This is a genomic window from Anaerococcus senegalensis JC48, assembly GCF_000321005.1.
Lineage (GTDB): Bacteria > Bacillota > Clostridia > Tissierellales > Peptoniphilaceae > Anaerococcus > Anaerococcus senegalensis.
Map to the genome: position 1 here is coordinate 241,708 of NZ_HE578907.1, position 12,852 is coordinate 254,559.

The following is a 12,852-nucleotide window of genomic DNA, read 5'->3' on the forward strand; positions in this document are numbered from 1 at the left end:
GTTTTTTTTGTAACAATTAAAATAAATTAATAAAAAAAGTAACGATAAACTAAAAAGAAATTGAAATTTTTTTATAAAAATTGGTTTTATTTAGAAAATAAAAAAATAAAAATAAAAAAATAAAAAAAAGTGTAATTTTTTTGTAACTAATTATTGACTTTTTTGTCAAAAAGATATATTATTATTCTAGATTTCATAACAGATGTAATAATTAATTATAAAGACGGAGGAAACAATGAGTAAGAAAAATATAGGATCGACAATAGGAGTGTTAGCTGCAGTAACAATCGGAGCAACAGCTTACGCTTCTACAATCAACAATTTAGATAAAGAAGACCAATCAAAGAAAGTTTTAGATAGTAGCGTATCTTATATAGATAAAGAATACGCATCAACTGCAAAAAAAGTTAAAAAAGATTATGCTAATGAAGTTAGTAATACTAAATTTGCAGAAAAATCTAAAAATAAAAAAGGTGAAAAAATATCTAAATCTAGAAATTTGGCAGATCCTACACTTTTTGAATCATCAAGTGAACAAGCTATAGTTGAAGCTGTAGATAAAAAAATAGAATCTAATAAAGAAGAAGATAATAAACTGGAATCTAATAAAGAAGAAGATAATAATGTAGTAGAAGAAGAAAAAACTGTAAATGAAGTTTTGGAAGAAAGTCCAATAATTGAAAAATTTGTTGCGGTAGATTCTTTAAATGTTAGATCATCAAAAACAGATCAAGAAAATAATGTAGTTGAAACAATAGCTAAAAATACTAAAGTTGTTGGAAGAGTTGAAGATGGTTGGTTGAAAACTGATAATGGTTACATAAAACTAGATTTCCTATCTGACATTGCTATTGTAGATGAAAAAGAAAATACAGAAGATGTTTTAGCTAAAGAAACAAAAGAAGACGAAGAAGCTAAAAAAATTGAACAAGCTAAAGCTGATGAAGAAGCTAAAAAAATTGAACAAGCTAAAGTTGATGAAGAAGCTAAAAAGGCTGAACAAGCTAAATTAGATGCAGAAGCAAAAAAAGCTGAAGAAGCTAAGGCTCAAGAAAACCAAGCTACAAGTTTTACTGGTTGGGTTAATACCGATGCATTAAATATTAGAAGTGGAGCAGATATGAATTCTAATGTAGTTGGAGCTCTTACTAAAGGAGATAAAGTATCTGGAACTCTTCAAAATGGATGGTTGAAAATAAATAATAATGGACAAGTTTCATTTGTATCAGCACAATTTATTTCTAACACAGAAGTTAAAAAACCTGTTGTAGAAAAGAAACAAGAAATAAAAGTTCAAAATAATGAAAAATCACAAACACCTGCTCCAGCAAAACAACAAAATACAGTTCAATCTCAAGCTTACACTGGTTGGGTTAATACAGCTGCATTAAATGTTAGAAGTGGAGCATCAACATCAAATAATATTATTGGTAACTACACTATGGGTGATAAAGTTAGTGGACAATTAGCTAACGGATGGTTAAAAGTAAATTACAATGGTCAAACTGGTTACATTAGTGCTAATTTACTTTCAAATTCTAAGGTTCAAAAACCACAAGAAGTAGTACAAAATAATACTAATAATAGAAATAACAACCAACAAAATAATAATCTACAAGCTGAACAAACAGTTACACAAACTAAACAACAAACTCCAGCACCACAAGCATCTGGAAGTGGACAATCAGTAGCAAATATAGCTGCATCTATGATTGGTAATCCATATGTATGGGGTGGAACAGCACCTGGTGGATTTGACTGTTCTGGATTAGTTCAATATGCTTATAGACAAGTTGGAGTTAACATAGCTAGAACTACTTATGGTCAAGCTGGTAATGGATATTCTGTTGGTCTTGGAAATTTACAAGCAGGAGATATATTATTATTCTCATATAACGGATCAATAGACCACGTAGGAATTGTAACAGATTCAAGCGGAAACTTTGTTCATGCATCTACACCAAGTACAGGTGTTACTACAGGAAATGTATATGATCCATGGTATAAAGCTGTATGCGTAGGAGCAAGAAGAATATTTTAAGAAAAATAAATTAAAAACACCCCTAGGGGTGTTTTTTTAGGTAAAAAAATGAATATAATAAATTCGTATGAAATTAAAAATAAATTAATTAAGAAAATAAGAGACAATAGAAAGAATAAAAAAATATTAATAATTAGTCAAGGGAAAAATTTATCAGTTTCACAATATAAAAATGCAATAATTAAAAGATGTAAAGAATTTGATATCCAATATTTAGATAAAAATTTTAGTGAAAGAGAAAATCACTTTGATATTATTAACTATTGTAGAAATCTAAAAAGTATAGATGGTTTTATAATACTTCAACCATTAGCAAAAAACACAAACTTAGATTTTTTACGAAATAATATGCCATTCTATGACTTAGATGGTTTTAAGTATGATTCTTTGGGTAAAATAATGGATAAAAATTTTGGAAATTTACCACAAACTGTAAGGTCAATTATTAAATTCATTGATTATATAGATGTAGATTTAGAAGGAAAAGATATTATTATTGCAAACTCTACAAATGTTATTGGTAAGCCTTTGGCTATGTATTTAAATTATAAAAAAGCTACTGTAACTTTGTTTAATTCCAAAACTATAAATCAAAAAGATAAAATTAAAAATTCAGATATTTTCATATCAGCAATTGGAAAGGCAAATTTTTATAACTCAGATTATTTTAAAGATGGACAAATAATAATTGACGCAGGTACAAGTTTTGTTGATGGAAAAATGTATGGAGATATAGATTATGACAGTATAAAAAAATTAGATATTAAAGTAGTTACTTGTAGAAATGGAGTAGGTTCTATTACTACTTTATCTTTAATTGAAAGATTACTATATAGCACTAATATTTAAAAAATCTGATTTTCAAGTATAGTAGTAAATACAATGATTTTTAATATTAATATATTTAAGGAGAAACAATGCCAATAGTAAATTCAGAAAAAGACTATAAAAGATATATAGATTATTTAAACAAATCTCCATACACTAAATTTTATCAAGATCCTTCATGGGCAAAGGTAAAAAATAACTGGACATGTGATTTTGTTTATGTTGAAGAACAAAATAAACAAATAGTAGCTGCAATGACAATAATAGGAATAAAAAATAGTAATGGGAAACATTTTTTGTATGCACCACGAGGACCTGTGTGTGATTTTACTGATTATAAACTTGTGGATAGATTAATTAAGGAAGCTGAACCTTTGAAAGAGAAATATGATGCATTTCTTTTAAGAATCGACCCAGAGTTTAAATTTGATGAAAGGTCGGTTTATGAATATAAGAAAATGGGTTATGATTTTAGATCTGTTTGTGATCCTATACATAGTTTTACTCAACCAAGATATAATATGATTATTGATTTATCTCTTGGTGATGAAGATAAAATTTTTAATGGATTTTCTAGTAATGGTAGATATGGTATAAGGAAATCAATAAGATCAAATATTATTACAAAGATGGAAACTAATGAAAAAACATTGGATATATTCTATGAGCTAACTAAAATAATGGCTGAAAGACAAGGTATAACCTTTAGACCAAAAGAATATTTTGAAAGACTAATTAAGTATATGAATGCTGAAATATTTACTGCTTATTTCGAAGATCAAGCTCTTTCATCTTCTATAGTTGTGCCTTATAAGGATAAATTAATTTATTTATATGCTGCTAGTTCAAATGAAAAGAGAAACTTTATGCCAAATTACAATATGTTATGGGAAGAGATAAAATTTGGTATTAAAAATAATTATAAAGAACTTGATTTAGGAGGAGTATTTAAACTAAATAAAGAAGATGGTTTATACTCTTTCAAGGAAAATTTCTGTCATCCAAATAAATACACAGCCTATATTGGTGAACTTGATGTTGTTTATGATAGGGATGCTTATAATGAATTTTTGAAAACTAAATAATTTTCTAGTAATTTTAAATATAATTATTTATCAAAGCAAGCTCATCTGAGTTTGCTTTTTTTGTATGAAAAAAATAGCTAGATTTCTCTAGCTATTCGTGATTTTAAAGATTTTATTTTTTATACTAATTTTTTTGCAGCTTCAAGTGCAGCTTTATAATCAGGTAATTCTGTATTTTGTTCTAGATATTCAACATGAGCTAATTTATTTTCTTTATCTACAACAAAAACTGCTCTGTTTTGTAATTTTAATTCTTTGATTAAAGTTGCATATTTTTCAGCAAAATCTAAGAAATTATAATCAGATACTGTTTTTACTTGATCTATTCCCTTTGCTGAACAAAATCTTGATTGAGCAAAAGGTAAATCATTTGATATTGTTATTATTGATACATCTGGGCTGATATCTGCTGCAGCCTTATTAAATTTTGTAGTTTGAATTTCGCATACTGATGTGTCAAGTGAAGGAACCACTGATAATATTTTTATTTTTCCTTCTTCTTCTTTGTAAAAATCATATTCTGATAGGTCATTATTTATTGCTTTAAAATCAGGAGCTATATCTCCAACTTTAAGTTCTTCGCCAATTACTGTGATTTCTTCTTCACCAAATTTTTTCTTTCTTTCTGTCATTTATACCTCCTAAATGAAAATTCTTTCTATATTTATATACCCAATTTTTATATTTTATTTATTTTTTTCAAATTACAATATTAACATTGTCAAATCATTTGAAATAAGGTATAATTAATCAGTATGAAATGTTAGATTATATAAGGAGGAGACAATGGCAGATATAGTTTTAAAATCAGAAAAAAGAGAAGCTGTCGGAAAAAATAAAGTTAATAAACTTAGACAACAAGCTATTGTACCAGGTGTTGTATATGGTAAAGATAAAGAAAATATAAATGTACAATTTACTTCAAGAGATTTTGAAAAAGTATTATCTCAAGCAGGTACAACTACAATTATTAATTTAGATTTAGATGGTGAAAAATTACCAGTACTTATTAAAGATTATCAAATGCATCCATTTAAATCACAATTTTTCCATGTAGATTTCCAAGCAATCAATGCAAAAGAAGCTATTAGAGTTACAGTTCCAGTTTACTTAAATGGAAGAGATGACATTAGGGTTGAACCTTCAGTATTAGTTCAAAATATTGATTCAGTAGATGTTGAATGTTTACCAATGTATATACCTCAATATGCTGAAGTTGTAGTAAATGATATGCAAATAGGAGATTCTTTCACAGTAACAGATTTAGATATTGCTAAAGATGACAATATTACAATCTTACTTGAAGATGATGAAGTTGTATGTTCACTTCAAGAACCTCAAGAAGAAGTTATTGCTGATGATGAAGAATCTGAAGATGCTTCTGAAGTTCCTACAGTTGATGAAACTGAAGAAAAATCAGACGAAGAATAAGTCTAAGAAACAAAGGCCGTTATGGTCTTTTTTTTTATAAATTTTTAATTTTATGAAATTTTTATCTTTTTACAATTTATTGTATAATAAAGACATGAATGGATTATTAATTGTATTTGAAGGTCCTGATGGTTCTGGAAAAACTACCGTATTGGAAAAGGTATATAATAAACTTTCAAATGAAGGTTATGATATTTATAAGTTTAGAGAGCCAGGTGGAACCGAAATTTCAGAAAAAATTAGAGAAATTATTTTAGATAATGACAATATAAAAATGTCTGATAGGTGTGAAGCCTTACTTTATGCTGCAAGCAGAGCTCAACTAATTGAAGAAAAATTAAGGCCTCTTTTGGAAAAGGGATCTATTATTTTATGTGATAGGTTTGTTTTAAGCTCTATGCTTTATCAAGGTATTGGAAGAGGGCTTGGTGTTGATGAAGTTAAAAAAATAAATGATTTTGCAATTAGTGAAATCAATGCAGATTTAACTTTATTTTTAAATATTGACTATAAAACTGGTATAGATAGAAAAAGGAAAAATTTTGTTTCTGACCGATTGGAAAATGAAGATGATTCTTTTCACAAAAAAACTTATGAGGGCTATATAGAATTATCTAAAAGATTTAAAGATGAAATTATTTCGATTGATGCTAATAAAAGCTTAGATGAAGTCGTGGATAATTGTTTAGATACAATAAAAAGATATTTAAAGGAGAAAAAATGAAACTTTTAATTGCTATAGTTCAAGATGCAGATGCAAATTTTTTGATGGATTCACTAACTGAAAAAAGATATAGAGTTACAAAGCTTGCTACAACAGGTGGATTTTTAAGGGAAGGAAATACAACCTTATTAATTGGTATAGAAGAAGAAAATCTTGAAGAAGTCAAAAAAATTATCGAAGATAATTGTAAAAAAAGGACAACTCAATCATCTGTTATAAATCCAACAGCAGATTCACCACTTCTTGCTACAAGTGCACCTGTTGATGTAAATGTAGGAGGAGCTACTGTATTTATTTTGGATGTTGACCAATATATAAGAATTTAATATGGAGATTTTAGAAAATCAAATAAAAAATAAAAGATTATCCAATGCCTATATCTTTGAGTCAAAAAACTCAACTTACAATATGGATATGGCATTGGAATTTTCTAAAAAAGTATTTGAATCTTATGGATTAGATACAATACTATCAGAAAGTTCTGATTTTGAAATTATTAAAAAAGATGATAAGGAAAAGAATATTAGTATAAAATCAGTTAGACTTATGATAAATGATATGTATCTAAGACCTAGTAATGGGATAATTAAGATTTATGTAATTGATCAAAGTGAAAATCTAAGCATAGAAGCATCAAATGCCCTTTTAAAAAGCATAGAAGAGGCTAAAGATTATATTATAATAATTTTCACAACTACAAATTATTATAATCTATTAAAAACAATTAGGTCTAGATGTCAAATTATAAGTTTTAATAGTAAAAAAGATAATGAACTTGTAGATAAAGAAAAACTATCTTATATTTTAAGTGAGATAATTTCTGGAAATCTGTCTTTTTATTATAAAAATAAAGATTTTTTTATTAAATCCAAAGATTATAAAGAAGATCTTTTTACGGAGATTTCAAATTGTTTTAATTATTTGATAAAATTAAAATATTATAGGGAAACTAATTTAGAAAATAAGAAAATTTTATTTTACTTAAAAAAAATAGAAAAATTACCTTTTGATTCTATTGATAGGATAATTAGAAAAACAGAAGAAATAACAAAAGGATTTAAAAATAACGTAAATTATGATATGGTAATCGACAATTTCGTTTTTTTTATATATAGAGAGGGGAAGAATATTGAAAGTAGTAGGAGTAAGCTTTAAAAAAGCAGGAAAAATATATTATTTTGATCCTTTAGATTTTGAATTAAATATGGATGATAAGGTGATAGTAAATTCTAATTCATGTCTTGAAATAGGTAATGTTAAAACACCTATAAAAGAAATAAGTGAAGATGAATTTGACCATGAACTTAGTCCAATAATTAGAAAAGCTGATCAAAATGATTTAATTGAAGATGAAAAAAATAAAATAGATGCTAAAGAGGCTGTAATAATATGTCAAGAAAAAGCAGATAAATTAGGACTTAATCTTCATGCAATAGAAGCTGAATTTACTTTCGATAGAAAAAAATTAATGATATATTTTTCTTCAAATAATAGAGTTGATTTTAGAAAACTTGTAAAAGAGTTAGCTTCTATATATAGAAATAGAATCGAACTTAGACAAATTGGAGTGAGAGATCATGCAAAATTGGTTTCAAGTGTAGGTTTGTGCGGTCAAAAATGTTGTTGTGCTAGATTTTTGAATGACTTTAAACCTTTATCTATAAAAAATGGCAAAAGAACAAGATATTACACTCGATCCAAATAAAATTTCTGGATTATGTGGCAGATTAATGTGCTGTTTATCATATGAAAATGATAATTACAAAATTGCCAAAAAAGCTATGCCCAAAGTCGGTGAAAAAGTTGAAACTAATGATGGTATTGGCGTAGTTGTTGAAAATAATTATGTAAAAGAAAAATGTAAAATAAGAGTAAAAATTGAAGAGGATGATACAGAAATAGAAAAGTCCTATTGTCCAAAAGAAATTAGGCAAATAAATAGATAAAAAGAATTTATTGAAATAGAAAATTGATATTTAATATCATTTGACATTAACTAATTTAACTACTATAATAATAATATAACAAATTAGGAGGTAATATTATGGCTTATAGAATAGATGAAAATACATGTATATCATGTGGATCATGTGAAGGTGAATGTCCAGTTCAAGCAATTGAACAAGGAGACGCATCATATGTAATCGACGAAGATGCTTGCATCGATTGTGGATCATGTGCAGCTGTTTGCCCAGTAGAAGCAATCTCACCAGCAGAATAAAAAATATACATATAAAAACAAGGACCCAAGATTTTGGGTCTTTTATTTTTCTTAAATTTATATTAAATATAGAAAATTTTTTATAAATTTTAATTGACAAGATATATTTTTTTTGCTAATATATCTCTTGATGTATAGGAGGAGGCATTATGAAAAATTCTAAAAAAATATATCATGTAGAAGATAAGTTACCATTTAAATTGTTGTTACCACTTTCAATCCAACATACATTTGCAATGTTTGGAGCAAGCGTATTAGTTCCTATTTTATTTAAAATAAATCCAGGAATTGTACTTTTTATGAACGGTATAGGAACATTATTATTTATATTAATTACTAAAAAGAAAGCACCTGCTTATTTGGGATCATCATTTGCATTTTTAGCACCAGGAACAGCTATTATTGCAAGTCAAGGATTTCAATATGCTCAAGGTGCTTTTATTGTGGTCGGACTTATAGGATGCTTACTGGCATTAATAATATATAAATTTGGCATAGAATGGATTGATGTGGTCTTACCACCTGCTGCAATGGGAGCAGTAGTAGCTTTGATAGGTTTTGAACTTGCTGGAAATACGGTTACAGGCGGATCAATCGGAGCAAATTTGATGACAGATTCTGCAAATTACAAAGATTTTATTGTATTTGCCATAACACTTTTTACTGCAATTATTGGTTCAGTAGCATTTAAAGGATTCTTTTCAACAATACCAATTCTTATAGCTATAGTTGTTGGTTATATCAGTGCAATATTTTTTGACATGGTTAATTTTACTCCAGTACTAGAAGCAAAATTATTTACCTTGCCAAATTTTTCGGTACCAAAATTTTCAGCAGAAGCTATACTTTCAATGCTTCCAGTAATACTAGTGATAACAAGTGAACATATTTCTCACCAAGTAGTAACAAGTAACATTATAGGAAGAAATTTATTAGAAGAACCAGGACTTCACAGATCAATATTTGCAGATAATTTCTCATCTGCGCTATCAGGACTTATTGGAGGAGTTCCAACAACAACATATGGAGAAAATATAGGGGTAATGGCTATAACTGGAGTTTATTCAGTACAAGTTATAGGAATGGCAGCAGTAATTTCAATAATCATGGCATTTTTTGGACCACTTGCAGCATTGATTCAAACAATTCCTGGAAATGTAATAGGCGGAGTTACATTTTTATTATATGGAATGATTGGAACAAGTGGAATAAGATTATTAGTTGATCAAAAAGTAGATTACTCAAAATCAATAAACCTAATCTTAACATCAGTAATATTTATAGCAGGCCTTTCAGGATTATCAGTAAAATTTGGATCAATCCAACTACAAGGAATGGTATTGGCATCAGTAGTAGCAGTATTACTATCAGCCTTTATGACCCTACTAAAAAAATTAAATTTAATAAATCAATAATTAAAACTACCAGCTTAGCTGGTAGTTTTAATTCTATAAATGTTAATAAAGAACTGAAAAAAAGCTTTTGCTGACGAAGTAAGAGAATATTTATTGGATATAAAAATACCAAAAGGAAGTAAGGTTTTATATATAGGTGAGAATACTGATTATGGCGTTAATGAATATGAATTATTATTATCAAATAAAACTAAATATAGGATTTTAAAAATCAAGAATGATAAAATAATTTTGTAGATTATTTTATGAGAAGAAAAATAAATGATATCATAAATAGTGCCTATAATGGTGATAAAATAACAAAAGAAGAGAAGAGTGAAATGTTTACTTACTTTAGACATATCCCTAATGCAAGAAAAACAGATGAAGAATTTGAGCTATATTGTAAAATGGCTGAAGATAAAGGTATTCCAAAGTCAGATAGAAAATCTGTTATAAGACCACTACAAGAAGGTAGAAAAACATTTAAATAATGAAACTTAAAAAATATTTTAATAAAAATGTAGAAATTACATTTAATGATAATGAGGTTTTAAAAGGTTACGTAGAAACTTATACTCCTAGCTATGATTCTGACGGTAAGGAAGAAGAGATTGCAATATTAACTATTGAGAAAAAATTTCCATTAGTTGGGATAAGTGAGAGCGAAATTAAAAAAATAGAAATAATAGATTAAGACCACTATCACTTGTTAGATATGCTTTTAAGTACAAAAATATGAAATAGCTATGAAGCAAATGTTAACAAAGGTATAGGGCTTTTATAAGCCCTAAGTTCTCTATTTAAAGAAAGGGTGATAGAATGGATAAAAATTATGTTACTTATGGTGCTATCCTCACAAAAGAAGAAGATGGTGGATATTCAATAGATATACCAGATATAGAAAATTGCTTTACATGTTCAGATACATTTGAGGAAGGTATAAGCATGGCACTAGAAGTTATAGGATTAGTTCTTTATGATTATAAAGATTATCCGAAAATGAATATTATTGACAAATCTAAATTAAAAGACAATCAAAAAGTAGTATATATAAATGTTTTTCTACCATATCAATTTTCTTTAACAAAAGAAGTGTATAAAAATAAGATGTTAACTTTACCAACTTGGCTTGAAATATTAGCAAAACAAAAAAACATCAATTTTTTAAGAGTTTTACAAGAAGGGTTAAAGGAAGAATTAAATATAAAATAATATTAGCGATTACATAAGTAGTCGCTTTTTTAGTGGATAAAAAAGAGATATAATGATAAAACACGAAGAATTTTTAAGATTATGTAAAATAAGTTTTAGAATATGAAAATAAAAGAGTAGATATGATAGAAGAAATAGATACAGATGATATATTTGCTGTTTATACTAGTAAAACTTTGCAAAATAGCAAATATTTAATGAGTACGCCAATAAAAGGTGCTTATTACTATGAATTTACCTACAACAAATATAGGGGAGAAATATATATGGTAATTATAAAAAGGTCGAAAATACATTTAGATGAGAGTGAAAAAAGAATAGTAGAATGCGTTAAATAATTCAATTGAATTTAAGAGATGGGGGAATTAAGAATAAATAATTTATACATTTTTATAGAATTTAATTCATTTCAAACGTTGAAAATCCAATAAATGGGCAAAAAAATGGAGCCACTTCCCAGGATCGAACTGAGGACCTCATCCTTACCATGGATGCGCTCTACCTACTGAGCTAAAGTGGCATATTCTTTAATATACTTCATTATAATATTTTTGCAAATTATTTTTAATTATTCATAATAGACGGTATAATACTAGTAATTGTAGTAAATTTATAAAATTTATGGTATAGTAATCTTATAATATTTAGGAGGAAATAATGAGTAAAGAAACATTTGAAAGAAGTAAACCACATATTAATATTGGTACAATCGGACACGTTGACCACGGTAAAACAACAACAACAGCAGCAATCACCCAAGCATTAAACAAAAAATATGGAACAGGTGAATTCATAGACTACGATAAAATTGATAAGGCTCCAGAAGAAAGAGAAAGAGGAATCACAATCAATACATCAGTAGTAGAATATGAAACAGAAAACAGACACTACGCACACATCGATGCTCCAGGCCACGCTGACTACGTTAAAAACATGATCACAGGAGCAGCACAAATGGACGGAGCAATCTTAGTAGTATCAGCTGCAGACGGTCCAATGCCACAAACAAGAGAACACATCCTACTAGCAAGACAAGTAGGAGTACCAAAAATAGCAGTATTCCTAAACAAAGAAGACCAAGTAGACGATCCAGAACTAATCGAATTAGTAGAAATGGAAGTAAGAGATTTACTATCAGAATATGAATTTGATGGAGACAATGCACCAGTAGTAGTAGGATCTGCATTAAAATCATTACAAGAAGGTGGAGAAGGCGAATGGTCAGACAAAATATTAGACCTAATGGAACAAGTAGACGAATACTTTGATATACCAGAAAGAGACAATGACCAACCATTCCTAATGCCAGTAGAAGACGTAATGACAATCTCAGGAAGAGGAACAGTAGCAACAGGAAGAGTAGAAAGAGGAACACTAAAACTTGGATCTACAGTTGAAATAGTTGGACTAACAGAAAAAACAAGAGAAGTAGTAGTAACAGGAATCGAAATGTTCCACAAATCACTAGAAGTAACAGAATCAGGAGATAACTGTGCATTACTACTAAGAGGAGTACAAAGAAACGAAATCCAAAGAGGGCAAGTAATAGCAGAACCAGGTTCAGTACATCCACACACAGAATTTGAAGGACAAGTATACGTACTAACAAAAGAAGAAGGTGGACGTCATACACCATTCTTCTCAGGCTATAGACCACAATTCTTCTTCAGAACAACAGATGTAACAGGAGACATCCAATTAGAAGAAGGAACAGAAATGGTAATGCCAGGAGACAACGCAACATTCAAAATCAAATTACAAAAACCAATCGCTCTTGAAGAAGGATTAAGATTCGCAGTAAGAGAAGGTGGAAGAACAGTTGCTTCAGGAGTTGTTTCTAAAGTAATTCAATAATAAAATATAGAGCGGGTCTTTTAGGCTTGCTCTTTTTTTTATTTAATTGAGCTAGGAGT

Annotated in this window: 15 protein-coding genes, 1 tRNA gene and 2 pseudogenes; 16 read left to right on the forward strand and 2 right to left on the reverse strand. The window is 28.1% G+C overall.

Annotated features, from left to right (window positions below; all coding sequences use genetic code 11):
- The first annotated feature begins 235 nt into the window (after window positions 1–235).
- The 3 genes from ASHG_RS01255 (at window position 236) to ASHG_RS08825 (ending at window position 3,954) form a co-directional block, all read left to right on the forward strand.
- Window positions 236–2,041, forward strand: a complete 1,806-nt coding sequence (locus ASHG_RS01255) for a C40 family peptidase (protein WP_040396975.1) — start codon at window positions 236–238, stop codon at window positions 2,039–2,041.
- 48 nt (window positions 2,042–2,089) lie between these two features.
- Complete coding sequence (locus ASHG_RS01260; RefSeq protein WP_040396976.1) at window positions 2,090–2,890, forward strand: bifunctional 5,10-methylenetetrahydrofolate dehydrogenase/5,10-methenyltetrahydrofolate cyclohydrolase; 801 nt, start codon at window positions 2,090–2,092, stop codon at window positions 2,888–2,890.
- A 68-nt stretch (window positions 2,891–2,958) separates the two neighbouring features.
- Window positions 2,959–3,954 (forward strand): lipid II:glycine glycyltransferase FemX, encoded by a 996-nt coding sequence (locus tag ASHG_RS08825; protein ID WP_084689270.1) that lies wholly within the window; start codon window positions 2,959–2,961, stop codon window positions 3,952–3,954.
- Between the two features lie 119 nt (window positions 3,955–4,073).
- Here the strand turns inward: ASHG_RS08825 and tpx are convergent, their stop codons facing one another.
- On the reverse strand, window positions 4,074–4,586 hold the full coding sequence (gene tpx / locus ASHG_RS01270) for a thiol peroxidase (protein WP_040396978.1): 513 nt from the start codon (window positions 4,584–4,586) through the stop codon (window positions 4,074–4,076).
- Between the two features lie 154 nt (window positions 4,587–4,740).
- Here tpx and ASHG_RS01275 point away from each other — a divergent pair, with 154 nt between their 5' ends.
- From ASHG_RS01275 to ASHG_RS01325, 12 genes and pseudogenes are all read left to right on the forward strand, one after another.
- The gene (locus ASHG_RS01275) at window positions 4,741–5,385 is read left to right on the forward strand and encodes a 50S ribosomal protein L25 (RefSeq protein WP_040396980.1); all 645 of its coding nucleotides are present in this window, start codon (window positions 4,741–4,743) and stop codon (window positions 5,383–5,385) included.
- Between the two features lie 94 nt (window positions 5,386–5,479).
- Window positions 5,480–6,109: a dTMP kinase gene (tmk, locus tag ASHG_RS01280; protein ID WP_040398346.1), complete on the forward strand. Its 630-nt coding sequence runs from the start codon at window positions 5,480–5,482 to the stop codon at window positions 6,107–6,109.
- The gene (locus tag ASHG_RS01285) at window positions 6,106–6,435 is read left to right on the forward strand and encodes a cyclic-di-AMP receptor (protein ID WP_040396981.1); all 330 of its coding nucleotides are present in this window, start codon (window positions 6,106–6,108) and stop codon (window positions 6,433–6,435) included. Before tmk ends, ASHG_RS01285 begins: the two co-directional genes overlap by 4 nt.
- A 1-nt stretch (window position 6,436) precedes the next feature.
- Window positions 6,437–7,264, forward strand: coding sequence for a DNA polymerase III subunit delta' (locus ASHG_RS01290; RefSeq protein ID WP_040396982.1), 828 nt, complete (start codon window positions 6,437–6,439; stop codon window positions 7,262–7,264).
- Window positions 7,239–8,055, forward strand: a pseudogene (locus ASHG_RS01295) (PSP1 domain-containing protein). Before ASHG_RS01290 ends, ASHG_RS01295 begins: the two are co-directional and overlap by 26 nt.
- Window positions 8,056–8,153: 98 nt before the next feature.
- Entirely contained in the window at window positions 8,154–8,330 is a 177-nt protein-coding gene (locus tag ASHG_RS01300) for an indolepyruvate ferredoxin oxidoreductase subunit alpha (RefSeq protein ID WP_040396984.1), read from the forward strand.
- Between the two features lie 149 nt (window positions 8,331–8,479).
- Window positions 8,480–9,745 (forward strand): uracil permease, encoded by a 1,266-nt coding sequence (gene uraA / locus ASHG_RS01305; RefSeq protein ID WP_040396985.1) that lies wholly within the window; start codon window positions 8,480–8,482, stop codon window positions 9,743–9,745.
- Between the two features lie 90 nt (window positions 9,746–9,835).
- Window positions 9,836–9,982: pseudogene (locus tag ASHG_RS08960) on the forward strand (ADP-ribosyltransferase); the annotation flags it as partial.
- 8 nt (window positions 9,983–9,990) lie between these two features.
- Window positions 9,991–10,218, forward strand: a complete 228-nt coding sequence (locus ASHG_RS01310; RefSeq protein ID WP_040396987.1) for a hypothetical protein — start codon at window positions 9,991–9,993, stop codon at window positions 10,216–10,218.
- On the forward strand, window positions 10,218–10,421 hold the full coding sequence (locus ASHG_RS01315; protein WP_040396989.1) for a hypothetical protein: 204 nt from the start codon (window positions 10,218–10,220) through the stop codon (window positions 10,419–10,421). The genes ASHG_RS01310 and ASHG_RS01315 overlap by 1 nt, the downstream gene beginning before the upstream one ends.
- A 125-nt stretch (window positions 10,422–10,546) precedes the next feature.
- The gene (locus ASHG_RS01320) at window positions 10,547–10,939 is read left to right on the forward strand and encodes a type II toxin-antitoxin system HicB family antitoxin (protein ID WP_040396991.1); all 393 of its coding nucleotides are present in this window, start codon (window positions 10,547–10,549) and stop codon (window positions 10,937–10,939) included.
- 122 nt (window positions 10,940–11,061) lie between these two features.
- Entirely contained in the window at window positions 11,062–11,277 is a 216-nt protein-coding gene (locus ASHG_RS01325) for a DUF6275 family protein (protein WP_051145858.1), read from the forward strand.
- 106 nt (window positions 11,278–11,383) lie between these two features.
- Here the strand turns inward: ASHG_RS01325 and ASHG_RS01330 are convergent.
- Window positions 11,384–11,459 (reverse strand) — tRNA-Thr (locus tag ASHG_RS01330).
- 137 nt (window positions 11,460–11,596) lie between these two features.
- Between ASHG_RS01330 and tuf the strand changes: the two genes are divergently transcribed.
- A complete protein-coding gene (tuf, locus tag ASHG_RS01335) occupies window positions 11,597–12,793 on the forward strand; it encodes an elongation factor Tu (RefSeq protein WP_040396993.1) in 1,197 nt (398 codons plus the stop codon).
- Window positions 12,794–12,852 lie beyond the last annotated feature (59 nt).

What these genes read in the sequence shown, in the direction of transcription:
- ASHG_RS01290 (WP_040396982.1), top strand. Translation starts at nt 6,437, where the DNA reads ATGGAGATTTTAGAAAATCAAATAAAAAATAAAAGATTATCCAATGCC.
- tmk (WP_040398346.1), top strand. Translation starts at nt 5,480, where the DNA reads ATGAATGGATTATTAATTGTATTTGAAGGTCCTGATGGTTCTGGAAAA.
- ASHG_RS01275 (WP_040396980.1), top strand. Translation starts at nt 4,741, where the DNA reads ATGGCAGATATAGTTTTAAAATCAGAAAAAAGAGAAGCTGTCGGAAAA.
- ASHG_RS01300 (WP_040396984.1), top strand. Translation starts at nt 8,154, where the DNA reads ATGGCTTATAGAATAGATGAAAATACATGTATATCATGTGGATCATGT.
- ASHG_RS01315 (WP_040396989.1), top strand. Translation starts at nt 10,218, where the DNA reads ATGAAACTTAAAAAATATTTTAATAAAAATGTAGAAATTACATTTAAT.
- ASHG_RS01260 (WP_040396976.1), top strand. Translation starts at nt 2,090, where the DNA reads ATGAATATAATAAATTCGTATGAAATTAAAAATAAATTAATTAAGAAA.
- tuf (WP_040396993.1), top strand. Translation starts at nt 11,597, where the DNA reads ATGAGTAAAGAAACATTTGAAAGAAGTAAACCACATATTAATATTGGT.
- ASHG_RS01320 (WP_040396991.1), top strand. Translation starts at nt 10,547, where the DNA reads ATGGATAAAAATTATGTTACTTATGGTGCTATCCTCACAAAAGAAGAA.
- ASHG_RS08825 (WP_084689270.1), top strand. Translation starts at nt 2,959, where the DNA reads ATGCCAATAGTAAATTCAGAAAAAGACTATAAAAGATATATAGATTAT.
- ASHG_RS01325 (WP_051145858.1), top strand. Translation starts at nt 11,062, where the DNA reads ATGATAGAAGAAATAGATACAGATGATATATTTGCTGTTTATACTAGT.
- uraA (WP_040396985.1), top strand. Translation starts at nt 8,480, where the DNA reads ATGAAAAATTCTAAAAAAATATATCATGTAGAAGATAAGTTACCATTT.
- ASHG_RS01255 (WP_040396975.1), top strand. Translation starts at nt 236, where the DNA reads ATGAGTAAGAAAAATATAGGATCGACAATAGGAGTGTTAGCTGCAGTA.
- ASHG_RS01310 (WP_040396987.1), top strand. Translation starts at nt 9,991, where the DNA reads ATGAGAAGAAAAATAAATGATATCATAAATAGTGCCTATAATGGTGAT.
- tpx (WP_040396978.1), bottom strand. Translation starts at nt 4,586, where the DNA reads ATGACAGAAAGAAAGAAAAAATTTGGTGAAGAAGAAATCACAGTAATT.
- ASHG_RS01285 (WP_040396981.1), top strand. Translation starts at nt 6,106, where the DNA reads ATGAAACTTTTAATTGCTATAGTTCAAGATGCAGATGCAAATTTTTTG.